Raw genomic sequence first — 23,061 nt, 5'->3', positions numbered from 1 at the left:
AGAGCAAACCGACTATGGGCTGTTGATCTTTGCAGGTTAAATTTTGTTCGAGATAAAAACATTTTAATCGAGGCGAGCGGATTGCTGCCTAGCAATCTAAGCTACTTTTACTTAACGAAGAGTGACTCAACAAAGAGTAAAACGTTTTTAGCCGAACCCTTCGGGCAGCGTTTGTTGGTCATTTTTACTGCGTTATCGACTTTTTATGTAGAATAACTACACCACAAAGTCTCTGCCTTGTACAAATGACCAACAATTCGTTGCAAAAACAACCTTGAAAGATCAACAGGCCCTAAACAACTCATGTTCAGCCGGCATTATTTTTACTGCTATTTTAATCTAAAAACCACTTCAACTCTGTCGCTAATAGCAACTTGGCCTTGTTGATAGGTTTGTGCCACATCGGCATTCATTTTCATGCTGGCGCGATACATTTCTGGCTGATTTGCTTGCTGCGGAAAGTATCTCACCTCCCATACCCCTGCAATTTGTTCACCAAAACCTTTGGCTAAAGATTGGGCTTTTTGCTTTGCGTCATCAATTGCAGCTTGGCGAGCTTGAGTAATGATTTTAGCTTCTTGGCTCGATTTTAGTTCAATATTATTAACGTTATTAATGCCTTCAACCAAAGCGCTGTCGAGTAGCTCATTTAAGCGATTTAGATCGATTACGGTAATGGTCATTTGACGACTTGCGCTATAACCCGTGAGTTTTCGTGGTTCATTTTGCACATACGTATATTGTGGGTTGAGTTGTAAATTAGCACTTTGAATGTGTTTTTTGTCTACTCCAGCCTTGAGTAAACGTTGCATAAATTGGCTAACCGCTTCATCGGCTTTATCTTTTGCTGCTTTGGCGCTATCGGCATTTACGGATACTTGAACATTAATAATAGCCATGTCTGCTGCGGCTTCAATGGTGCTGGTGCCCACCGTTTCAATATGCGCAAAACTGAGCTCAGCCGCTTGTACTGTCGATAAACTACAAGTGGCGCCTAAGGTAAATAATGAGGCAGAAATGATGCTTGTAAGTAATATTTTATTCATTGGTAACTCCGCTAATGGTTCGCTAAATACTGTTTTCACACAGGTATAGTAGGTCTGTTATGAGTGTAAACGGTGCAAATATAAAAAAGGGTTTTTATTTTTGCTTATTTCTTACGGTTTATTTATTGCTTGTTTCTTATTCTCTATCAATGTAGCTAAAACAACTGAGCAGAGATATTCAGTAATTTGTTTCTAATCCATTGGTTTACCGGATCGTCATGGGCTTGTTGATATCAATACATGTGTACCGCCAGTTCTGGTACTTCAAAGGGGATTGGCGACACTACAATTAGCATGGATTGTTGTAGCAACATGGCGTAGGTGTTTGGCATGGTCATGATTAAATCGGATTGGCAGATCACACTGATGGCGGCAAAGTAATGCTCGCAGCGTAATGCAATATTGCGGCTAACGCCTGATGGGCGAGCGCATGTCGACGGTGGCGATGTTGATTTGTATCAGCTTACTGCATATGCCCAGTTATACTGTGGTGGCCGAAGTATACAGTTTAACCTTGTATTTGGGGGCTGGGTTATTGGTTATTTACGCCAGCTACAGCAATGTGAATCGTAATCCAGTTATTCAACCTACTGACTCACATTAGCCTAGTACTAACATTCACACCAACGATAACATTTACATTTACATTATTGATTATGGCTTTATTGCTGGAGGTCTTCACTTTGGTGATGGCCTTGCCAGTACGTAAATGCTCGACAAAATTAGTCACAGTAATCGAGAACCACAGTATTTAACCAGCCAATCGAAACAGCATTATTGCCACTGATCAAAACTGTTATTAAGCGTTTTTGTCACATTAGTTATATTAGCTACTCATATTGATGCGGTTACGGCCTGTTGATTTTGCGCGGTAAAGTGCTGTGTCTGCGGCGCAAACCAGTGCGGTTGGCGTGCGGTATTGGCCACTGCGTTCACAGGCTATACCTTGGCTTACGCTGATTTTGGTTTGTGCAGGTAAACCTATGTCGGTAAAGGTTAACTGGTTAATACGATTTTGTATGTTTTTGGCAATGTATTCTGCTGTTAGTGGGTTGCTGTTGGGCAGAATCACCACAAACTCTTCGCCACCATAACGGGCTGCCATCGCATTGTTAGAGGGAAGAACCTCTGCCAGTACCTGAGCAATTTTTTGCAAACATTTATCACCGTTAACATGACCAAACTGATCGTTAAATATTTTAAAGTAATCGACATCGATAATGATTAAACACAACGGTTGGTCGTGATTAATGCTGTCGTTCCAGTTGGTTTGTAAAGCATCATCAAAAGCGTGACGGTTGGCAAGGCCGGTTAATTTGTCGGTATGGGCTAAGTGGCGCAGTTTGTTGTACTCAGCTTTATGGGTAGTGAGGTTATGCATGATGCCAATAAATAACGGCTCCGAACCTATCTGGATCGACGGTAAACATGATAAAGATAAATCTGCTTCAAGTAAGGTGCTGTCAGCGCGATTAATGATAATTTCTTTAGGACCATGATTAAACTGAGTCACTTTATTGGCTTCATCGCTGGCACTGTTCCACAAGGCAAATAAAGATTGATACTCATCTTTAAAAGGACTTTGTAGATAATCGGTCCAGGTTTGACCGATTAGCATTTCGGCTGGGGCACCGAATAATTTAGCGCCTAACGGATTAATCATCTCAATCACACCCGCAGAGTTAATCACAAAAATCGCTTCTGAAATAGCCGTGATCACATTGAGCAAGGTGCTAATTTGTAAGTTATCTGCTACTGCTATTTTGCCGTTGTGGCTTGCTGAAGTGGCATCAAAAGCGACATCCGTAAATGATGAGTCGGATAGGATCTCTTCCTCAAGACGTAATGGTATTTTTATCGCTCGGGGAAATTTAGCGAATGAGTCTGTTAATTTAGTCACACGAGAAATCGTGTCATTGAGTTCAGTTAATTTATCATTGGTAAACATGGTGCATTCCCTTAAGCGTTTGGTATTGGTAACCCCTTGTTGATGTCAAACACTCTATTAGGAATAAGGCTTATTTACCTTTCGGTAATCTTCTGGTTTTAACTTGTTGATTTAATTATATTTAAAGTTTACGTTTATTGTGTGAATTTGTTGTTATTGAGTTGGCTCTATTGCATGTACCTTGGAGGCAAGCTGATTTTGTTGCTGGGTTTTAGGATTTGTCTCACTAAAACCGATAGTGTTCTTAGCTTAAATAGCCTTTTTTGCGGCTATATTTGATTGCATCTTTGACAGATAGTAAGCCGTTACAGGGAGGTAGCGAGACCGCTATTTGACAGGCGTTTGCTCGTTGGGCTATTGAGAAATGATTGGTTTTTGAGTTCGGTTAACGGGTAAAAGGTAAGTCCAACCTCGGGTTATGTTACTGGCTAACACCAGCCGTTTTATCAGGGTTTAATTATTGGTTGTTTTAGTTATGTTGAACAAGATAAAAGCTCAGGGCAAGCCTGAGCTTTTTATTATTTTTAATGCTCTGGAGTATTAATTACTTGCGGATCGGGACTGAGTAACAATAAGGTATTTTCATCAGAGGCGAAAATGAACTGGAACTTGCTGACACCAGTATTTTGGATATTATTTTGTAAGTATATTGCTTGGCCGTCTTCGCTAACGGTTACTGTTTCGATATGCGCGTCGAACGGGTTGGCAAAGCCTGCACCCGTTAAGCGTAACCCTTGTGGAGATTCAGCGGTGTTGACCAGTTGATACGTGATAGTGGTGTTTTCGGTTAGTTCAACGTTGCCATCGCAAGCAACGTCATTTTGAGCGTAGCTGAATAGCGCTTGTTTGCTGCTGTCCATAATCACACTTAGGTCGATTGGGCTGGCGGCATCACAGTATGGTAATGCTGAAGTGGATATGTCTAATAATAAGCGGTCAGTATCGTTAACGACTTCGGCACCTTGATATTGAACTATATTGGTTTGTTGACCAAATAATGCCAGAATTTTATAAATTTCAGTCGCGGTTAGATTATCTTCTAGCACGCTTTGGTCAAAATGAATCCCGTCGTGAGTGCCTTGCTGTGTATAGGTTACGCTGTTGAGGAAGAGGGGTAAATTATCTTCGAGGGCATCTAACGCTGACGCGTCGCTTAATACCACTTGCAGTTGTGCATTACTTTTTATCGGTGCCAGTGCTAAATCGATTTCTTGTTGTGTCGCCGCTTGGCTAATAACTGGAGAGGCACACAATATGGCTGCAAATACCAAAGAGATAGAATGTTTCATACTAATTCCTTTTAAATATAATAGATTAACTTTTTAAACTAATAATTCGCCGTGTGTTAATGGATCACACACGCCGTTTTATCAAGGTTTAATTATTGGTTATTTTAATTATGCTGGACGAGATTAATTATGTGGGCGGTTTACGACTTGTGGGTCAGGGCTGAGCACTTGCAAGGTATTACTGGTGTTTGACAACACAAACTGAAAGCCGGTATTGCCTGGGGTTTCATCTAAATCGGTTAATTGAATTAATGTGCCATCGCTGCTAATGGTAATAGCGTCAATAATTTTATCAAAAGGAGTGGTGAAGGCCGCACCAACAAATTTTAGCCCTTTACCAGTTTTATCTATTAGCTGGTAAGAGATGGTGCTGTATTGGTTAACGACGACATTGCCACATACAGGGGAGTCATCTAGGTTGGTGTAAGTAAATACAGGCACTTCTTTTTCGCTTAGAGTGACTGTGAGATTAAAAAGCGTTGCTTGGCCTTGAGTGTTTGACATTATATTCTCCATACTTTGGTTTAGGGTTTAGGGTTTAGGTTTAAGTTTAGGATTAAACCTAAAATCGGTTATGGCCGATTGTTGTAACAGTTGCAATAAATCAGGGTGTTGGTCGAGTTCGCCAAGGCAATCGAGAGCTTGAGCATAAGGAATGGTAAATTGTGGGTCGTTATTTTTGTCGACAATAGTTGCTAACAGACTTTTAGATTGCCGACACAAGGTGATAACTTGTTGTGGCTGGCCTAGGGAAGCCAGTAATGACGCGGCTAACATATTGCTTTGGGTTAAATTCGCCACATAAAGTGAACTTTGCTTAAACTCAGTGGTTAACTTGCTAAAAGAGGATATTGCGAGACGCGCATAAACAAGGCTTTCTGAAAGTAGTCCTTGTGTCGCTAAATAATTTGCAGCGGCCAGTTGATAAGTGGCCCACATATTCATGTTCTGTGCTGATGCTTTTAAGGTGTTGTCTTCATCAAACATGACAGATAACGACTCAATACTGCGGGCCTTGGTGCGTCCAATGGGCTTGACACTGAACGCCAACATATCAAGATAGGCGTAATATTGTTGGATCTTCCAAACATCATTATCAGGGTCTTGTTTAAGGGCATCGGTAATTGCGATTAAACTAAGTTGTGCTTTCTCAAAAGCCTGTTGTTGGTGGCCTTGGTAACTTAACAATCTGGACAATAGGCCGTAACTACTCGATAACCGTTCCAGTAAATAAGGCTGTTTTTCTAGTGATGTGTAGGCCAACTGCTGTTGAATTTGTTGGTGTATTTTTATTGCCGCGTTAATGTCGCCTTGGGCGGTGGTGGCGCTGGCAAGCCACGAGCGAGTGTCCGCAATATCGGCAATTAATTGGCTTTCGGTGTTATCTTTATCCCATAGTTGTAGCTTGAGTAGCAATGATTGCTCAAATGACTCTCGAGCGGCAGCAAAGTTTTGCTGCTTCATGTGTATCGAGCCAAGAGAGTTTTGTGCGTACGACAATTCCATAATGGCATCGTCATCGTCTGGCGCGTATTGATACATGGCTTGGCTGTGAACTAAGTACTTTTCAAACCAAGGCTGTGTTGCAGCCCAATCACTTTTATCGTATTCAAGCTGGCCGAGCCAAAAAGCATTGGCCCCTAACGTTTTAAGTAAGTTGAGATTTTGCGGTTGTTTTTCGAGTAACGGCAGCATGCGCTCACGGGCGGCGATTAAGGCGCTGCGGGCTTCGTCGGTATTGCCGCGGAAATAGGCCACTTCGCCCATGGCTTCTAAGGTTTGGCTGTGTTGAAACTGGGCTTCAAAGCTTAAATAGCTGGCATCGTCGGCAGAAAAGTCGCTGAAATATTCTAATGCTTTATTACTGATACCATCGAGCAAGTCCATGCGGCCAATGCCGCGCATTTTGTCGGCGAATTCTCCCACCATAAAGCCAAGTAAGTTTTCTGCCGCTAAGCGTTTTTGTTGTGCCTGGGTTTCGGCCTCAATGCTGCGAACACTCATGGCGACAGAAATCAATGTTAGTGTCACAAGGGCTAGCATGACTGCGCGGCGGCGCCAGCGTCCGATGTTGGCTTGTTTGCTAGACGCTTGAATGAGGGCGATCTCTTGAGGCTCTAGGTTAAACAATTGGTTATTGAGCAATGTGCTTGCTTCTGCCAATGGTTTACCTTCTGCCAGTAAATAAGCACTACTTTTTGACTCCGCTAGCCAGCGGTTGGATTGATGCTGTAAACGGCTTTTAATCGCTAAACTGTCCTTGTGCTCGGTTATCCATTGGGTCGCGCGGGGCCAGCGCCTTAATAGCGCTTCGTGGGCAATACTAAAGCAGGCTTGATCTTGTTGCAGATGCGAAACAAACAAACGGTTATCAACCATGGCTTTGACGAGGTTTATTTCGGCATCACTACTGAGATCGCTCCAGCGGGCAGTGCTGCTAGTGATCGATTTTTCATCTTCGGTTAGGGTGACTAACATCGACAGTATTTTAGGTAGTGCGGCGCGTTCGCTGTTGTTTAATTGGTTGAGCACTTCTTCGGCATTTTTACCGATGGCGCCTTCTATCCCCCCAAGTGAATGGTATACCGACACCAATAATTGGTTGTTGTCATCTTTGTTTAAATACAGTGATTGCAAGGTGTATTGCAACATGGGCAGAGCATCGGGATTTGAGGCGGCTTCACTGCAAAGTATTTCGTCCAACGGCATTGCCGTATCGGGATCGAGTGTCCATGTGAGGTTAGCTGCATTGGCTGGCAAGCGGATCATTTGCATCAGCTCTGATCGGGTTGGCGCCGATAAATCGAAATGTGAGCCATTGGCTTTGCCTGCCATTAAGCTTGGGTGGCTAACAACCTGAGGATAAAAGTCATTGCGGCAAGCACTAATAATTAATACTACCCCTGAAACCGCAAGCGTTTCGAGGATATCTAATACATTGTTGCGTTCGGATTCGGTAAATAATGGCGACGCTAATAAGATTTCTAAACGGTCGATAAACAATGAAAAATGGGGCCGACTGTATTTTGGGGCATTGTCATCATTGATTGATGAGTATTTGGCTAAAGCTAGCTGACAATATTCAATAACGGCATTGATGTCGTTTTGCAGTTTGTTTGCCAGCATATCGGCACTACAGTCGGTAAACACCGCTTGGTCATTGATTTCCCAGTCGAGCATCGCACTGGCGATATCGATAATTAAGCGGCCTTTAGTGACATCGGCTAAATCTAGGTTAGCATTATCAATTACGCCAACCCCGTTAAAGCCATTTTTGGACATTAAATTAGGCATGATGCCGGCATTAATGAGCGATGATTTACCTGTACCGCTGGGGCCGAGGATTAAGCAAAAGGCTCGGCCAAATTCAATTTGTTTAGTGATGCGATTTAATAAGGTGTTAACTTGCTCGCTTCGGCCAAAAAATACGTTGGAGTCGTTGGTGTCAAATGCGCGTAAACCTGGAAACGGTGAGGCGCCTTGCCATTGTTGGGTAGTGACTTTAGCATGATGACCAACAGGGTATTCAACACTGGCGATGGTGCGATAACCGCGTTTGCGGATGGTTTCTATGTATTGAGGATTAGATGCTTGATCGCCTAATGCTTTACGCAGTTGGGTAATCACTTTATGCAGCGGATTGTCACCAATGGCGATGCTGTTCCAGCAGTGGTTAATAATATCGTCTGCTGCTAGCACTTCTCCTTGGTGTTGGCATAGTAAACATAATACATCCATGGCTTTAGGTTCAAGACTGCGAATAACATCGCCAGACAGAACGCTATTGCTTTGCGGGTTAATTTGCCAATCGCCAAAAAAGAAAGTGCTATCGTTCATCTTGATTCATGTCCATGCGTTAATCGCGTTAAGTTTGGCTAAATAGAGATGACACTTTGATGATTTTATCCAGATCTAAGCTAACTTCTGGTGGGGTTATCATAGGTCATCGTCTTTTTAGCACCTTTTATTATTGGGTGCGATTACGTCAGTTGTATTTTTGTTATAAAATTGTACCGTATAATTAGCTTTGTCTCGACAATTATATCGCGTACAGCATCTGGTTAATGTTGTTGTTCTAATTGTTTTATTTGCTCTACTATCGACTGATTGACCGGCGTTTTTATTCCGTATTTTTTACCGATGCTGACCACCGCACCATTGATGTAATCGACTTCTGTTTTTCGTTTTGTTTGAATGTCTTCCCACATCGACGATCGTGCTTTGGGATCGATGTCGAGCATCTGTTTAGCTAACACATTAAATAGTACATTTGGCAGCGATAAAATGGTGGGTAACCAAGTGGGTTTGACCTTAGTGTATTGGTGTAATTGGATGTCGGCCGCCTCGCACACCGCTAACCATTCTTTCATTGCTTTGGCCAACATTCGGCGATTTTTGTAATGACTTAATTGCTGTTTAATTGGTAAGTCGGTGACAGCATTTAAGGCGTTATTGAGATTTAATAATAATTTACCGTAAATCATGGGGGTAAAGTCTGCTTCAATGTCGCAACCAAATCCGTGGCTAACGAGTGCAGATTGAATTGCGATGGTATGAGGGTTTGCTTGTAAGGTAAACACACCCTCGGTGCCTTTGTGAAACACAGCATTGGGCAGTTGTAGCACATTAAACGGCGTGATCCCTTGGAGTAAGCTGTAATGATCGAGTGAGTCTTTAATGCTGTCAAAACTGCCTAAGCCATTTTGCATAAATACTATGCTGCTGTTGTCATGAGTAATCGCCATTAACTGATTGGCAATAGTGCTGACTTGATGACATTTTAAGGTGACAAATACCAGATCAAATTTGCCATTGATTGACGACTCTTTGTTGATATCAGTGATCAACGCTTGCGGCATAATGGTTTGTTTAAAGCCGTTATAATCGGTCATGGTAATGCCGTTATTAGCGATAATTTTCAGCTTAATCGCTGGACGACAAATTAAACTGACCTGTAACCCTGAGAGACATAACTGACCTGCTAAATAACAGCCTGTTGAACCCGCGCCAAAAATTGCAATATCCATTTTATATTCATTCACTGTTTGTTTATGACGAATCGATTTTCTAATCGTTATGTAACACGATATTTTACTTGCTTGTAACATAACAGTATTTTTGGCAGTGTAGAAAACTTAACCAATTAAAATTAAAAAAAAGAGAGTTTCTATGAATAAAAATGCTATTAGCACTCTAGCCTTGGCAGTGTTTGGGCTAACTATGGCATCGGCCGTCGCTGAAGCGGCGGACATTAATGTTATTTATGCTGGCACATTACTAACCACGCCAGGCGAATCTCCTTTAACTCAGCAAACTGTGGTGATAACGGATGGGGTAATTACTTCTATCACTTCAGGCTATAAGTCAGCGCCAGTGGCGAACGAGAATGACAATGTTGAAATTATTGATTTAAAAAACAACTTTGTTATGCCTGGGATGATGGACATGCATGTGCATTTACAGGGAGAACTTGGGCCGAATAATGACAGTGAAGCGTTAAGAATGTCGGATGCTGATGTGGCAATGCGCAGTGCTTATTTTGCTAAAAAGACCTTATTAGCAGGTTTTACTACCGTTCGTGATTTAGGGGCTAAACCGGAACAAATATATGCCTTACGCGATGGCATTAATAAAGGTTGGGTTGATGGCCCACGAATTATTGCATCTGGCGGCGTGTCGGTAACCGGAGGCCATGGCGATGTTGATGGTATGAGCCCAGATTTGCTCGACAAGTTTACCTCTAAAACGATTTGTGATGGGCCTTATGATTGTCGTCGAGCAACTCGTCGCGCCATTAAGTTTGGTGCCGATGTGATTAAGATTACTTCTACTGGCGGTGTGTTATCTGACACTAATACTGGTACTGGTCAACAAATGGATGATGATGAACTTAAAGAGGTTATTGATACTGCGCATGCATTAGGTCGAAAAGTAGCTAGTCATGCCCATGCAGCCCAAGGGATTAATGCGGCGTTGCGTGCTGGCGTCGACAGTATTGAGCATGGCAGTTACGCCGATAAAGAAAGTATTAAGTTAATGAAGAAAAGTGGTGCGTTTTTAGTGCCAACATTGTTGGCCGGTGACACAGTAGTGAAAATGGCCAATGTGGCTGGGGGCAACTTTATGTCTCCAGCCATTAAAGCTAAAGCGATTCGTGTTGGTGGTGATATGATGAAAAACTTTAGTGCGGCTTACAAAGCAGGCGTTAATATTGCTTATGGCACCGACAGTGGGGTGTCACATCATGGTGACAATGCCCAAGAAGCAGTATTGATGAGCAAGGCTGGCATGAGTAATGAGGATATTTTAGTCAGTACAACTATTAACTCTGCAAAACTGATTGATATGTCAGATAAACTTGGCACGCTGCAGATTGGAAAATTTGCCGACATTATCGCGACGCAGAAAAGCCCTCTTGAGCAAATTGAAGCTTTATTAGATGTGTCATTTGTGATGAAGAACGGCGTTATTTATAAGCGTTAATATTTTATTGTAGGCCAGTTGTATCGACAATAACTAACCTCAACGATTAAATGAGTTGGGTTAATTGAGTTGAAGATAATTAGCAAAACAGCAGACAGTTTATTATCTGGAGCTAAGGTTAAATTGATTTTAGCTCCAATATTGTTGATCCCAGCCCGATAATCATTGTCTATTTGTAGTATGTCAATAATAGGCTTTGTGTCGCACTTAGGAATTAAATCCGGACATTCATTATTTGATTTTCATCAATAAATCTTCTCATTCTTGACCGCGTTTAAGATACGGTATGGTTAACCGTAATTAATAAGAGTATATTGCTGGATCTACGTCATTAACATCATCAATGACGCATATGGATATATAGATGCTAGCTAAGGAATGCTCATGTCGCTTGAACTCGTTGAATTATTGGTTTTCGTCTTATTGTTAGTTATCGCTTTGTTGCTTTTTTTTAACTTGAGCCGATATCGTCAGCAGCAAACTAAAAAAATGATGTTAGATACTTATGATCTTATTCTTGATCAAGTTGATGCCTACATTTATTTAAAAGACACTCAATGCAAATATATTTATGCGAATCAATTGACGCTTGACTACTTTGGCGTAACGCTTGAAAAGCTAAAGGGCACTTCCGATAGCGATTACTTTCCCGAGAATGTTGTAGATGTATTGCATGTAAATGACACTAAAGTGCTTAATTCACAAAGTAAAATATCTGACGATGTTATTGTTGATACTCAAACCTCTTTAGTTGTTTATCACGAAGTTAAGCAACCCTTATACAACCATAAAGGCTTATTAATTGGCCTTATTGGTGTTTCTACCGATATTACCGCGGCCTATCACTTACGTTCAAAACTAGAGCAACTTGCTAATACGGATTCATTAACGGGTTTGTTTAATCGTCGATCATTTACGTCTTTTTGCGAACATGAATTTTTTCGTGCTACTCGTTATTTTCAACCTTTTTCGTTAATGATCATCGATATTGATTTATTTAAAGTAGTTAATGATACCTATGGTCATTTAGTGGGCGATGAGGTGATTAAGCGCGTTGCTAATATATGTAATGAACATGTTAGGGAGGCTGATGTATTGGCTAGAATTGGCGGTGAAGAATTTGCGATTTTATTACCCGATACTGATATGAACTCTGCTTATGTCTTGGCTGAACGGTTAAGAGAAGCTCAGCAACAGTATGATAAACCACAAGCTCCTTCGATAACCATTAGTATTGGTATTGCAACCTTACGTTCTCAAGACAAAGCATTTTCTGAGATATTTAATCGAGCTGATAAGGCGTTGTATTCATCAAAACATGTCGGTCGCAATAGTGTTAATGTCTCGTAAGAGCAAGTGCTCAATAATCATTTTAGTATGATGGCAAAGTGGATTTAATAGCATTTTAGTCCCTTCAAACAATGCGGCGGCATCACGTAATCGGTTATAGACCTTAAATATTGTTAATTTAAGTTGCGCACAATTAGTTATCGTGATTATCATATGGCTATGCAAAAGCAGATTTAAGCTAAAGTGTGAGTGATTTTGTGAACTAACACTCGATGTGGGTAGGTAATTTAAGCCTAAATTGGTCCAGTTGTTGTTTTAATGCTGATAATTCAGACATGTCGATACCGCATTGTTCAAGAATACATTGGTGGATTTGTTCTGCTTTGCGTTGAAGTTGATGACCTTTTTCGGTTAATTGCATGCACAAGGTCCGTTCATCTAAAGGTTCTCGAATACGCTTTAGAAGGTCATCAGTTTCAAGACGTTTTATCACCGGTGTTAATGCGCCTGACTGTTGTCCGAGTTTGCTGGCTAAGGTTTTTAAACTTAAACCATCTTGCTCCCAAAGAACTAACATCACTAAATATTGAGTGTAAGTTAGCCCGATAGAGTCTAGTAAAGGTTTGTACAGTTGGGTCATTGCTAATGACGTTGAATAAACAGCAAAACATAACTGATTCTCAAGTAGCATGGGTTTATCGTTTTTCATATCAAAAGCTTAGCTCATAAAGTGATTGATCATGTTTTGACTGATCAATTTAAGTAAAAGAACGTATTAATAGACCTTGGTTGACTATGATATCAATGTTTACATGATATCTGTATTACGAATGTTAGCAATGTTAACGACATTAACATTTTTAAACGACTTAGGTCATATTGTCGTCTTCAGTACCATTTTAAGGTGCTGATATCATTTAAAGGACACAAGATGAACACCCAAAATCGTCGTATAGTACTCGCCAGCCGTCCTCAAGGTGAGCCTGTTGCTAATAATTTTCGCTTAGAAACCGTCAACAAACCTGTACCCGCAGAAGGTGAGGTGTTGTTACGCGCAGTGTATTTATCACTTGATCCCTACATGCGTGGCCGTATGAATGATGCAAAATCATATGCAGATCCTGTTGCGATTGACGATGTGATGGTGGGTGCGACGGTATCACAAGTGGAAGCCTCTAATCATCCTGATTATAAAGTGGGTGAGTGGGTGTTAGCGTTTGGTGGTTGGCAAGATTATTTGGTATCCAATGGCGAAGAGCTGATGAAATTGGGCGATAACCCAAGTCATCCTTCTTATGCCTTGGGTATTATGGGCATGCCAGGTTTTACTGCCTATATGGGATTATTAGACATTGGTGCACCTAAAGCTGGCGAAACTATTGTGGTTGCCGCGGCTACTGGGCCTGTTGGCGCCACGGTTGGCCAAATTGGTAAATTGAAAGGCTGTCGAGTCGTCGGCATCGCTGGTGGCGAAGAGAAATGTCGCTTCGCAAAAGAAGTATTAGGCTTTGATGAATGTATTGATCATAAAGCGGCTGATTTTGCACAGCAATTGGCAACCCACTGTGGTAATGGTATTGATGTGTATTTTGAAAACGTTGGTGGCAAGGTGTTTGATGCCGTTTTACCGTTATTAAATATCGGTGCTCGAGTGCCATTATGTGGCTTAATTTCGCAATACAACGCGACTTCGTTACCAGACGGTCCTGATCGTTTGTCATTACTGATGGGTACTTTGCTGGTTAAGCGCATTAAGATGCAAGGCTTTATTATTTTTGATGATTACGGTGATCGCTATCCAGAGTTTGCCAAAGATATGGGGCAATGGCTTGGTGAAGGTAAAATTCAATATCGTGAACAAATTGTCGATGGTCTTGAAAATATGACCACAGCCTTTATTGGGCTGTTAAAGGGCGAAAACTTCGGCAAGGTTGTAATTAAAATAAATGATCCTCTGTAATCTACGTGATTACGCTAAACAAACAGTATGTAAGGAATAACAATGAAAGTATTAATGGTATTAACTTCGCACGATAAATTAGGCGATACAGGTAAAAAAACTGGTTTTTGGTTAGAAGAGTTGGCGGCGCCATACTACGCATTTGTCGATAAAGGTGTTGAGGTAGTACTGACCTCTCCTAAAGGTGGTTTACCGCCATTGGACCCAACAAGTGATCTAGCTGATTTTCAAACGGACTCAACGCGTCGTTTTACTGCCGATGCTACAGCGCAAGCATTACTCGCCAATACGCTGACATTGGCGTCAATTGACGTAGCAGATTATGACGCGGTGTTTTATCCTGGAGGTCATGGTCCATTATGGGACTTAACCAATGATAAAGACTCTATTGCATTAATTGAGCAGTGCTATAAAACAGATAAACTTTTAGGTTTGGTATGTCACGCGCCAGCTGCACTTAAGTACCCTAAAAAACCTGACGGAACCCCACTCGTTGCCGGTAAAAATGTCACAGGTTTTACTAATGGCGAAGAAGAGGCTGTGCAACTCACTAATGTAGTGCCGTTTTTGGTAGAAGATATGCTACAACAAAATGGCGCGACTTATTCTAAGGGCGACGATTGGCATCCATATGCGGTAGCTGATGGTAAATTAATTACTGGTCAAAATCCTGCATCGTCTGAGTTAGTGGCAGAAAAAATGTTAGCTTTATTAAGCTAACCCGCTAATTAGTAAGCGGGTTGTTTAGACTTAGCTTATGATTTATTTATCATCGGCTCGAAATAAGAGCTCTGGTGGAATTATAAATAAGCCCAATGAATAATCATTGGGCTTATTGTTATCGTTCAACAATATTCGGATGGCTTAATGATTAAACTACATCACTTAAATAAATCTCGTTCAAAACGTATTATTTGGTTATTAGAAGAACTGGGTGTCGATTATGAACTGGTTGCTTATCAGCGTGATGCGAGCACTTTTTTAGCGCCAGAATCACTTAAAAAAGTTCATCCGTTAGGTAAGTCACCCGTACTCGAAGCCAATGACTTTACCATAGCTGAGTCGGGTGCTATTACTGAATACTTAATTCAAACCTATGCAGCTGACAAGCTTATGCCTGCCAAAGGCACTGCGGACTACATTGATTATTTGCAATGGATGCATTTTGCCGAAAGTTCTGCGGCATTGCCATTATTGTTGAAGATTTTTGTTAATATGGAAGGTGCTGAAACACGGTTTATTGGTGGGTATGCTGATGCAGAAACGGCCAAAGTGATTGGTTATGTTAACGACCGTTTAGAGGGTAAGTCATATCTAGTCGGTAACCGTCTTAGCGGTGCAGATATTATGATGTCGTTTATTGCAGAGCTTGTTGGCCAAAACGGTGAGTTTGAAAAGTATCCTAATATTGGCAAATATTATCAGCAATTATTGACTCATGAGTCATTTCAAAAAGCATTGAAAATTGAAGCAGAACATTAATTGCTACAAGCTTAAAGCTTAAGTTTTTGCTTTGGGTTTAGGTTTTTGGACAACAAGGCGAACTTTGTTCGCTTTTTATTTTTGTACAAAAAGTATACAATTTGATTACACAGTAAAATCGCGTAAAGCACTTGGTTAAGGTTTGTTCAGTATCGTACTAAAGTGTTAGTATGACTTAAGTGTCAATATTTGGAATAAGGTCACACTATGTCTACTTTATCTAATGAAGAGCTCGCTTATTTTAGCAATGTGTTCTCGCCGGAAGATGACTGTACCGATAATTCTTTATCGAGACATTCATTAAGTGTTGCGACAGAAGTACCGCAAGTGCTTGCTCATATTTTGGGAAATGCCAAGTTAACCTTACTGGCTGAAATTAGTAATTACCGCTTGTGGTTCCCGTTAACCTTAAAGCAAGATGAGCTTGGGCAATTTTTGCCTGAGTTAGGTATTCCTGAAGTGATAGACATGCGTGGCGGAGAGCGGAGTTGGCGAATTAATCAGGTCAAAAATGTCACTGTTATTGATAATGATACTGCAATAGATGTCGAGGTATTATCTTTGTCTAGCTCGGGCATGACCATTAAAGTGCCACAAGAGTTTGATACCAAAATGCCGCATTCAAGCCAGCTTATTTTACCAAATGGCACTCATATTAATATAACATTTGAGCCTGTTAGGACCGAAAATGGGATAATGGCAGCAAAAATTCGCGCTGAAGGTGAGTCGCGAGCAATACTACGTCAATTCCTATTTAGCGAGCATAAAGCTAAATATGCGCACCTTTATAAAAATATTAACTATTAACCATAAAGTCTTTGGCTAATATAGTCTTAACTGCTGTGATAAATTCATTATCACTTTTTGCCTGAATTAATTGGCATAACTCATCACCGACAGTAGTAAACCGATAATAAGTAAATAATAAGTGCTGATTTTTGGGTTTTAGGGTCAAAGTGGCATTGCACAGGGTTAACTGAATACGTTCATTACTGCTTAATAGTCCGGTTTCAAACTCGCTTTTATGTAAAATTCCCGCATCGACTAAGGTTAAAATACTGGAATAAGGTAAGCCAAATTGTGACAGGCCGAAGTTGGTTTGAGTGTGCTTACGAAAATATTGTTTTACCCCTCCATTAATTCGATAACTACTGAGTAATTTAAATCTGATTTCGTTGTTGATTTTAACCGACATGCCTAAGGCTTTTTCAAAAATCTGTGCTTCTCGAAACGTCAGTTGCAGTAATACCGCTAAGGTTCGAAGGCTAAAATTACCTGGATTGACGACTTCACTGGCTAAAATTCTGGCCCACAAATCTTGCATTTTACGGTTATGAATTTGTTCTGCCATTTGAAAAAATTGGTAGCGCCAATCAGGATCTAATTCCACGCCAGTCACATCTGAAGGGGTGTAACTCAGTGCAAGAGCAAAAATACTTTCAAGGTTTGCTTGGTACTGGCTGAGCTGTTTTCGTTGCCGATGATCGGCTCTATCGGTAATGGAAGCACTTGAGGGGCGATAATCTTCTTCGCTTGCCAAACCGATAATCCGTCCAAGCAATAAGGTTTTTTGTCGAGCGGACCCTTGGGTATTGTCTTGAGGTATTTCGGTTACATCAACATCAGCCATCGTGAGATCTCTTTCTGTTTTATGCTTGCAACATGCCTGTATGATACGACATCTATATTTAATCGTTTAGTGTTTTGTTCTTGATGGTGACCATAGCGTTTCTTTATCTGGTCGAGGATGACGCGGCACATTGAATGCTAGCGCCAGTGAGCATACGGCAAATCCAGTACCAATAAAAAATACCGACTTAGGCGAGCTTAACCACAAAATACCTAATAACGCCGGAATAATAACCGCTGCTATATGATTAATTGTAAAGCTGACCGACATGGTTGAAGCAATATCTTGTTTATCTGCAATTTTTTGAAAGTAGGTCTTGGTCGCAATCGCCATTGCAAAAAGAAGATGATCAATGACATACAATCCTGCAGCAATATTGGCGTTGGTGACATAGGCGTAACAACTGAAAATAATCACTAAGCCGCTGTATTCAATAATCAAGGCATTGCGTTCACCTATTCGACCAATAAAGCGGCCAATTTTTGGTGCAAAGATCAAGTTAACGACATAATTAATTAGAAATAATCCAGTAATTTCAGACACCGAATAACCAAACTTTTCAACCATCATAAAGCCTGCGAAAACCATAAAAATTTGCCGGCGCGCTCCAGAGAAAAAGGTCAGTAAATAATACAGCCAGTAGCGTTTTCTCATTATTAAATGCTTGTGTTGAATAGAACCAATGGTAAAGCGAGGGAAATATACCGTCATCACAAATACCATCAATAATCCACATCCCCCAATAATGCTGTACATCCAAATGTAATCGAGGTTAAGCCAGCTCATTATTAGCCAAATCGATCCATAGCCAAATAGCGCTGCAGCCGAACGCCAAGCCAATGCTTTACCCAAAAAGCCAGGGGCATCAGCTTTATCAACCCATTGCAATGTAAGTGATTGATTTATAGTTTCAAAATAATGAAAACCTATCGACATCAGAACCGTTGTTAAATACAAGCCAATGACATCGGGAAACCAACCAGTAATGCCCACCCCAATACACAATAACGCCAACGATAATAATGCAAAGGTTTGCTCTTTGATCATCAACAACACAAACACAGCGGTAAAGGCTAAAAATCCAGGGATTTCTCTAAGGCTTTGTAATAAGCCTATTTCGGCTCCGGTAAACGCAGCGCGTTCAATGACAAAGTTATTTAATAATGCTTGCCAAACAGCAAATACCATTGACATCACAAAGGTCATCCACAGCAGTAACTGTTGTGGATTTGTTTGTTGGCGAGCAATGGAATTACCACTTGTAAGGGAAGTGTCTGACATGGTTGAAACTCTTATTTTAAGCTTATCAAACCATAGTGACATAAAACCATTTGTTAGGTGAATGTAATTTATTGTAAATAAAATCACCAATAATAGTGTAAATTATAATGCGAATGATTATCACTTGTTATATGCTTGTCCCGTTTTGAGGGAGCATTAACCTGATATGTCGGAGAAAATGATGAATAACAAGTTAACTTTGTTGGCAGTATCTGTCGCAAGTGTATTGGGCTTAAGTGCTATGTCGAATGCACACGCCGCAACAAATACCGAAACATTAGCTAAAGCCATTGCTAAACAAGAAGCTGAAATTGCACTACTAAAACAACAGCTTGCTACATTGGCTTCTGAGCAAAAGCAACAACAGCAACAAAGCAAGCAGGTGGCGACTCAAGTTGACACCGTGGTACAGCAAACTGCTGAAGCACAAGATCGATTTAGCCGTTTCAGTTTTAACTCATATGGCAGCGCGGTTTACACCAGTGATGAATATTTCGATAACGTCCAAGATACTTCTGCAGAGCGACGTAATCGTACTGATTTAGAGCGGATAGTGACCGAGTTTGGTTATCAGTTTACTGATGATTGGAGCATGGAAGTTGAAATTGAATATGAACATGGCGGCACTGGCTCCGCATTAGAATATGACGGTTTTGATGAATTTGGTGAGTTTGAATCTGAAGTTGAAGCCGGTGGTGAAGTGGTCGTTGAAAAAGCGGAAATTCGCTACCGCCCTAGCAAAGCGTTTGGGGTGAAGTTCGGTAACATTCATTTGCCAATTGGTTTATCAAGCATTTTACATAAACCTAGCCAATATTTGACCGTGCAGCGCCATAAAAGTGAGGCTGCAATGATGCCTACCGTTTGGAACGAAAACGGTATTGGTGTTTACGGCGAAATTTCAGACTTTCATTATCAAGCTCAAGTCGTTAGTGGTTTAAATTCTGAGTATTTTCGCACCTATGATTGGGTGGCATCTGGCCATCAAAAACGCTTTGAGGAAGTCAATACAGATGACCTAGCGTTTGCAGGTCGTCTTGATTACGGCAACTTTAAAACTGGCAGTGCTGTTGGTGTGGCTTATTACTTCGGTAATACCAGTGGTAATCGTCATAAAAGTAACAAGTTAGACGTTGATGGTGCATTAAGCATTGTGTCTGTCGCAGGTGCGTTTGTTGAAGGACCTTGGATACTTCGCGGTCAATATTTATATGGCACGTTAGACAATGCCGATGCTATCACCCTAGCTAACAAAACCACTCCAGGTTTACAACCGGGTAACTTTGCACAACTGGGTTCAGAGTCACAATCATTCTTTGTTGAAGCGGGTGTAAAACTCGATGAATGGTTTGACCTTCCTATGACTGTGTTTGCCAATGTTGATTATTCAAATCCATTAATGGCTGTTGAAACTGGCACAGCAACCCAGCGTTATGAAAACACTTGGAGCAGTGTGGGCATTAACTATTCCCCTATACCTGAGATTGTGATTAAAGCCGAAGGCGGTCTTCACCAGGTAGCGGTTGCCAGCATTCCTGACACTAACTTTTTTGCTTTGGGTGTGGGATATCAATTCTCACTATAAGTTTAATTATTTTGATTCATTTTTTACATGGAGTTTTATTATGCGCGTTAAACACACTGCAATTACACTGGCTTTAATCACTGCACTATCAGCATGTGGCGGTTCAGGTTCTGACGATACAAGCACCGAGATCCCAGATGTACCAACAACGGGCTTTAGTTTTGTCGCTACTGAAATGATCACCAATTTAACCGATGATGTCATTGTGGCTGGCTATGCAAATTTAGCAGCTAAAGGTGATGCATTATTATTGGCAACACAAGCATTGCTAAGTGCTTCTGCTACTCAAGCCGATTTAGTCACAGCACAGAATGCGTGGAAATCAGCCCGTGAACCTTGGGAACAAGGTGAGTCGCATATTTTTGGCCCAGTAGATTCATTAAGTATTGATCCGCATTTAGACAGCTGGCCATTAAACACTACCGATTTACAGACTCAGTTAGATAATAACAGCGGTTTTGATGCCGAAACGATTAAAGCTTGGAACGATGATGTTCAAGGTTTTCACACCATGGAATATTTGTTATTTGGCAATGGCGTTGACAGCAATACCAAGTTGATTGCTGACCTTACTACCAGTGAGCGTGAATATTTAATTGCATTAGCTGAAGTGTTCAGAGATTACACCACACTGTTAGATGATGCGTGGCAAGTGAGCTATAACGCTGAAGGTGCCACTGCTATACCTTATGCCGATTTACTTAAAACCCCTGGTGATGCCACTAACACTATTTACTCATCACAATTGGCGGTTATTGAAGAATTAATCAACGGCATGATTGGTATTGTCGATGAAGTGGGTAACGGTAAAATTGCAGATCCATTTGGTGAATCAATCAGTACTGCTGATACCTCAAAGGTGGAGTCACAGTATTCATGGAACTCACTCACTGACTTTGCTAATAACATCATTGGTGTTCGCAATGTATATCAAGGTGAGTTTACTGGTGCGTCAGATAATACTGGTTTAGTAGACTTTGTTGCCGCTGCTGATGCGACGTTATCAACTCGTATTACCAGTGAAATTGATGATGCTATTTTAAAAATTCAAGCCATTTCAGGCAGCACTGATATGCCTTTCCGCCAAGCAATTTTAGACGAAGATGGCCGTGTTCTAGTGCAAAGTGCAATAGATGCACTTACCACATTGCAAACTTCACTGGAGTCAGACGTGCTGCCATTATTATCAGATTGGAACTCTTAATTTAGTTATTGCCTCTCCCATAAGATCATGGATCGACCTTGTTGGGAGGGGAAATGCAACCCTATAACAATATAATAATAACCAGGGTGCATTACCGCTAAATAACCTGATTTCTATTAAAAATGTGTGAGAAAACGATGAATAAATTATTACGACAGCCATACTGGTTTGTGGCATTACTCGGTCTGAGCTTAAGTGCTTGTGGTGGCAGCGGTGATGAAGTCACATCGAAGCCAGTTGAACCCGTTACAACTTATCCTAGCTACACCTCTGTTATTGCTTTAGGCGGTGATACCACTACGCTTGATGCCAATAGTTCTGGCCATGGTTTTTCGACACCATCAGTCAATTTAACTGACGATGAACTCGAGTTACATTTAGAAGGTGATGCCAATTTTGAAGTATCATTTACTACCGCACCGAATGATCAACATCCTGAATTGGATGGTTTAGGCCCAGTATTCAATAACGCAGACTGTAATTCTTGTCATCAACGAGATGGCCGAAATTCAACACCATTTGTCGCGGCAACTGAAACGCGCATTAAATTAGGCTCTGCTGATGGTATTTTCTTGCGCATTAGCAAAGCTTCAGCAGAACCTTGTACCGAAGGTACGGCAGATAATAATTATTGTGCGCCAATTAAAGTGCCTGATTTTGGTGATCAACTGTTTCATCGCGGGGTATTAAAAGCACGTGCAGATTGGCAAGACAATTCGTTTGTTGGTCAAGCGGACGTGTATTTGTCTTATGAACGTCATGATGAAGTCTATTCGGACGGTGAAACGGTTAGCCTGAAAAAGCCTATTTTTGAAGTGGAGAATCCTTATGACGCGCCAGGTGAAACCAAGCAAAGTGCGAATGTGACGTCTAATTTACTTCAAGATGATGTGTTGATGGGTTGGCGTAATGGCATGCCTGTGTTCGGTTTAGGTTTATTAGAAGCCATACCTGAAGCAAGCATTTTGGCCAACGTTGATGCCGATGACAGTAATAGCGATGAGATTTCTGGTCGAGCTAACTGGGTATTTGATGCCGTAAAAGCACAAAATGGCGATAGTACACCTATTTCTTTAGGTCGCTTTGGTTGGAAAGCCAACACGCCAAGTGTCCGAGTACAATCGTTAGGCGCTTTGCGTGGCGATATTGGTATTACTAACCCGTTATTTCCCGATGAAAGCATTGTCGGCACGAGTTTACATGATTCATATTTAACCCGCACAGGATTTGTCGATACTGGTGAAGATGTTGATGGTGCGCCAGAGGCTAGCGCAGAATTCAGTGACTCTGTGGTCTTTTATGCTGAAACGTTAGCTGTACCCGGTAGACGTAATGTAGACGATAGCGATGTTCGTGAAGGCGCTCGATTATTTGAGCAGCTCAATTGTAGTGGTTGTCATACCCCATCATTTGTGACCAAAACGTCGGGTGATATTGGCGGAATTCCGATGAGCGACAGTTTAAAAGGCCAGACTATTTATCCATTTAGTGACATGTTATTACACGATATGGGTGAGGGCTTAGCTGACGGTCGTCCAGACTTTTTAGCCGATGGCAATGAGTGGCGCACACGACCGTTATGGGGAATAGGGCTTACGCAAACCGTTAACCCACAAGCTGGTTTTTTACATGATGGACGTGCGGCAACCTTGGAAGAAGCTATTTTATGGCATGACGGTGAAGCCAAAACATCTAAGCAAGACTTTATGGCATTAACCCAAGCTGAGCGAGTTCAAGTTATCGCATTTTTACAGTCGCTATAAATTTTTTGTCAAAATAAAAATGCCCTAGATTCTTTTCTAGGGCTTTTTTTTTGCGTGTGACTTCACATAGCATTAATTACCGATCATGAGACGTGATCTG

General features: G+C 41.2%; 19 protein-coding genes and 1 pseudogene. 10 read left to right on the top strand and 10 right to left on the bottom strand.

The window, feature by feature from the left end:
- Nucleotides 1–329 precede the first annotated feature (329 nt).
- Complete coding sequence (locus FH971_RS16015) at nt 330–1,046, bottom strand: oxidative stress defense protein (protein WP_140234984.1); 717 nt, start codon at nt 1,044–1,046, stop codon at nt 330–332.
- Between the two features lie 155 nt (nt 1,047–1,201).
- Nucleotides 1,202–1,462: pseudogene (locus tag FH971_RS20670) on the bottom strand (type 2 periplasmic-binding domain-containing protein); the annotation flags it as partial.
- Between the two features lie 14 nt (nt 1,463–1,476).
- On the opposite strand from FH971_RS20670, the gene FH971_RS16005 reads away from it, so the two are divergent.
- Nucleotides 1,477–1,650 carry a hypothetical protein gene (locus FH971_RS16005; protein ID WP_206194427.1) on the top strand — a complete coding sequence of 58 codons (174 nt, stop codon included), beginning with the start codon at nt 1,477–1,479 and terminating at the stop codon, nt 1,648–1,650.
- A gap of 222 nt (nt 1,651–1,872) precedes the next feature.
- On the opposite strand, the gene FH971_RS16000 is transcribed toward FH971_RS16005, so the two are convergent.
- From FH971_RS16000 to FH971_RS15980, 5 genes are all read right to left on the bottom strand, one after another.
- On the bottom strand, nt 1,873–2,994 hold the full coding sequence (locus tag FH971_RS16000; RefSeq protein WP_206194426.1) for a sensor domain-containing diguanylate cyclase: 1,122 nt from the start codon (nt 2,992–2,994) through the stop codon (nt 1,873–1,875).
- A 524-nt stretch (nt 2,995–3,518) separates the two neighbouring features.
- Complete coding sequence (locus FH971_RS15995) at nt 3,519–4,283, bottom strand: DP-EP family protein (RefSeq protein WP_140234983.1); 765 nt, start codon at nt 4,281–4,283, stop codon at nt 3,519–3,521.
- Between the two features lie 123 nt (nt 4,284–4,406).
- Nucleotides 4,407–4,787 carry a DP-EP family protein gene (locus FH971_RS15990; protein WP_167496041.1) on the bottom strand — a complete coding sequence of 127 codons (381 nt, stop codon included), beginning with the start codon at nt 4,785–4,787 and terminating at the stop codon, nt 4,407–4,409.
- A 27-nt stretch (nt 4,788–4,814) separates the two neighbouring features.
- A complete protein-coding gene (locus FH971_RS15985) occupies nt 4,815–8,120 on the bottom strand; it encodes an nSTAND1 domain-containing NTPase (RefSeq protein ID WP_140234981.1) in 3,306 nt (1,101 codons plus the stop codon).
- A gap of 224 nt (nt 8,121–8,344) precedes the next feature.
- Entirely contained in the window at nt 8,345–9,310 is a 966-nt protein-coding gene (locus FH971_RS15980; RefSeq protein ID WP_140234980.1) for a 2-dehydropantoate 2-reductase, read from the bottom strand.
- Between the two features lie 142 nt (nt 9,311–9,452).
- Here FH971_RS15980 and FH971_RS15975 point away from each other — a divergent pair, with 142 nt between their 5' ends.
- Complete coding sequence (locus FH971_RS15975; protein WP_140234979.1) at nt 9,453–10,766, top strand: metal-dependent hydrolase family protein; 1,314 nt, start codon at nt 9,453–9,455, stop codon at nt 10,764–10,766.
- A 384-nt stretch (nt 10,767–11,150) separates the two neighbouring features.
- Nucleotides 11,151–12,116 carry a sensor domain-containing diguanylate cyclase gene (locus tag FH971_RS15970; protein ID WP_167496040.1) on the top strand — a complete coding sequence of 322 codons (966 nt, stop codon included), beginning with the start codon at nt 11,151–11,153 and terminating at the stop codon, nt 12,114–12,116.
- Between the two features lie 202 nt (nt 12,117–12,318).
- Here FH971_RS15970 and FH971_RS15965 read toward each other — a convergent pair whose 3' ends face one another.
- Nucleotides 12,319–12,765 carry a MarR family winged helix-turn-helix transcriptional regulator gene (locus FH971_RS15965; protein ID WP_140234978.1) on the bottom strand — a complete coding sequence of 149 codons (447 nt, stop codon included), beginning with the start codon at nt 12,763–12,765 and terminating at the stop codon, nt 12,319–12,321.
- A gap of 222 nt (nt 12,766–12,987) precedes the next feature.
- On the opposite strand from FH971_RS15965, the gene FH971_RS15960 reads away from it, so the two are divergent.
- From FH971_RS15960 to FH971_RS15945, 4 genes are all read left to right on the top strand, one after another.
- A complete protein-coding gene (locus tag FH971_RS15960; RefSeq protein WP_140234977.1) occupies nt 12,988–14,016 on the top strand; it encodes an NADP-dependent oxidoreductase in 1,029 nt (342 codons plus the stop codon).
- A 42-nt stretch (nt 14,017–14,058) separates the two neighbouring features.
- The gene (locus tag FH971_RS15955; RefSeq protein ID WP_175405882.1) at nt 14,059–14,736 is read left to right on the top strand and encodes a type 1 glutamine amidotransferase domain-containing protein; all 678 of its coding nucleotides are present in this window, start codon (nt 14,059–14,061) and stop codon (nt 14,734–14,736) included.
- A gap of 147 nt (nt 14,737–14,883) precedes the next feature.
- Nucleotides 14,884–15,498 (top strand): glutathione S-transferase family protein, encoded by a 615-nt coding sequence (locus FH971_RS15950; RefSeq protein ID WP_137225917.1) that lies wholly within the window; start codon nt 14,884–14,886, stop codon nt 15,496–15,498.
- Between the two features lie 207 nt (nt 15,499–15,705).
- Complete coding sequence (locus FH971_RS15945; RefSeq protein ID WP_137225919.1) at nt 15,706–16,305, top strand: hypothetical protein; 600 nt, start codon at nt 15,706–15,708, stop codon at nt 16,303–16,305.
- Here FH971_RS15945 and FH971_RS15940 read toward each other — a convergent pair.
- Both FH971_RS15940 and FH971_RS15935 read right to left on the bottom strand, forming a co-directional pair.
- Nucleotides 16,295–17,128, bottom strand: a complete 834-nt coding sequence (locus FH971_RS15940; RefSeq protein WP_137225921.1) for a TIGR03899 family protein — start codon at nt 17,126–17,128, stop codon at nt 16,295–16,297. The two genes, FH971_RS15945 and FH971_RS15940, sit on opposite strands and share 11 nt — an antisense overlap.
- 66 nt (nt 17,129–17,194) lie before the next feature.
- Entirely contained in the window at nt 17,195–18,409 is a 1,215-nt protein-coding gene (locus tag FH971_RS15935; protein ID WP_140234976.1) for an MFS transporter, read from the bottom strand.
- Between the two features lie 181 nt (nt 18,410–18,590).
- On the opposite strand from FH971_RS15935, the gene FH971_RS15930 reads away from it, so the two are divergent.
- The 3 genes from FH971_RS15930 to FH971_RS15920 all read left to right on the top strand — a co-directional run bounded on the left by FH971_RS15930 (nt 18,591) and on the right by FH971_RS15920 (nt 22,961).
- Complete coding sequence (locus tag FH971_RS15930) at nt 18,591–19,994, top strand: hypothetical protein (protein ID WP_140235629.1); 1,404 nt, start codon at nt 18,591–18,593, stop codon at nt 19,992–19,994.
- Nucleotides 19,995–20,034: 40 nt separating this feature from the next.
- Nucleotides 20,035–21,198, top strand: coding sequence for an imelysin family protein (locus FH971_RS15925; protein ID WP_137225926.1), 1,164 nt, complete (start codon nt 20,035–20,037; stop codon nt 21,196–21,198).
- A gap of 137 nt (nt 21,199–21,335) precedes the next feature.
- Nucleotides 21,336–22,961 carry a di-heme oxidoredictase family protein gene (locus tag FH971_RS15920; protein ID WP_140234975.1) on the top strand — a complete coding sequence of 542 codons (1,626 nt, stop codon included), beginning with the start codon at nt 21,336–21,338 and terminating at the stop codon, nt 22,959–22,961.
- The last annotated feature ends 100 nt before the right edge of the window (nt 22,962–23,061 follow it).

Source organism: Shewanella polaris (genome assembly GCF_006385555.1).
Lineage (GTDB): Bacteria > Pseudomonadota > Gammaproteobacteria > Enterobacterales > Shewanellaceae > Shewanella > Shewanella polaris.
This window is presented reverse-complemented; position numbering and strand designations above follow the sequence as displayed.

Bases quoted from the DNA above. Each gene is read 5' to 3' on its own strand.
- FH971_RS16015 (WP_140234984.1), bottom strand. From the start codon at position 1,046: ATGAATAAAATATTACTTACAAGCATCATTTCTGCCTCATTATTTACC.
- FH971_RS16005 (WP_206194427.1), top strand. From the start codon at position 1,477: ATGTCGACGGTGGCGATGTTGATTTGTATCAGCTTACTGCATATGCCC.
- FH971_RS16000 (WP_206194426.1), bottom strand. From the start codon at position 2,994: ATGTTTACCAATGATAAATTAACTGAACTCAATGACACGATTTCTCGT.
- FH971_RS15995 (WP_140234983.1), bottom strand. From the start codon at position 4,283: ATGAAACATTCTATCTCTTTGGTATTTGCAGCCATATTGTGTGCCTCT.
- FH971_RS15990 (WP_167496041.1), bottom strand. From the start codon at position 4,787: ATGTCAAACACTCAAGGCCAAGCAACGCTTTTTAATCTCACAGTCACT.
- FH971_RS15985 (WP_140234981.1), bottom strand. From the start codon at position 8,120: ATGAACGATAGCACTTTCTTTTTTGGCGATTGGCAAATTAACCCGCAA.
- FH971_RS15980 (WP_140234980.1), bottom strand. From the start codon at position 9,310: ATGGATATTGCAATTTTTGGCGCGGGTTCAACAGGCTGTTATTTAGCA.
- FH971_RS15975 (WP_140234979.1), top strand. From the start codon at position 9,453: ATGAATAAAAATGCTATTAGCACTCTAGCCTTGGCAGTGTTTGGGCTA.
- FH971_RS15970 (WP_167496040.1), top strand. From the start codon at position 11,151: ATGTCGCTTGAACTCGTTGAATTATTGGTTTTCGTCTTATTGTTAGTT.
- FH971_RS15965 (WP_140234978.1), bottom strand. From the start codon at position 12,765: ATGAAAAACGATAAACCCATGCTACTTGAGAATCAGTTATGTTTTGCT.
- FH971_RS15960 (WP_140234977.1), top strand. From the start codon at position 12,988: ATGAACACCCAAAATCGTCGTATAGTACTCGCCAGCCGTCCTCAAGGT.
- FH971_RS15955 (WP_175405882.1), top strand. From the start codon at position 14,059: ATGAAAGTATTAATGGTATTAACTTCGCACGATAAATTAGGCGATACA.
- FH971_RS15950 (WP_137225917.1), top strand. From the start codon at position 14,884: ATGATTAAACTACATCACTTAAATAAATCTCGTTCAAAACGTATTATT.
- FH971_RS15945 (WP_137225919.1), top strand. From the start codon at position 15,706: ATGTCTACTTTATCTAATGAAGAGCTCGCTTATTTTAGCAATGTGTTC.
- FH971_RS15940 (WP_137225921.1), bottom strand. From the start codon at position 17,128: ATGGCTGATGTTGATGTAACCGAAATACCTCAAGACAATACCCAAGGG.
- FH971_RS15935 (WP_140234976.1), bottom strand. From the start codon at position 18,409: ATGTCAGACACTTCCCTTACAAGTGGTAATTCCATTGCTCGCCAACAA.
- FH971_RS15930 (WP_140235629.1), top strand. From the start codon at position 18,591: ATGAATAACAAGTTAACTTTGTTGGCAGTATCTGTCGCAAGTGTATTG.
- FH971_RS15925 (WP_137225926.1), top strand. From the start codon at position 20,035: ATGCGCGTTAAACACACTGCAATTACACTGGCTTTAATCACTGCACTA.
- FH971_RS15920 (WP_140234975.1), top strand. From the start codon at position 21,336: ATGAATAAATTATTACGACAGCCATACTGGTTTGTGGCATTACTCGGT.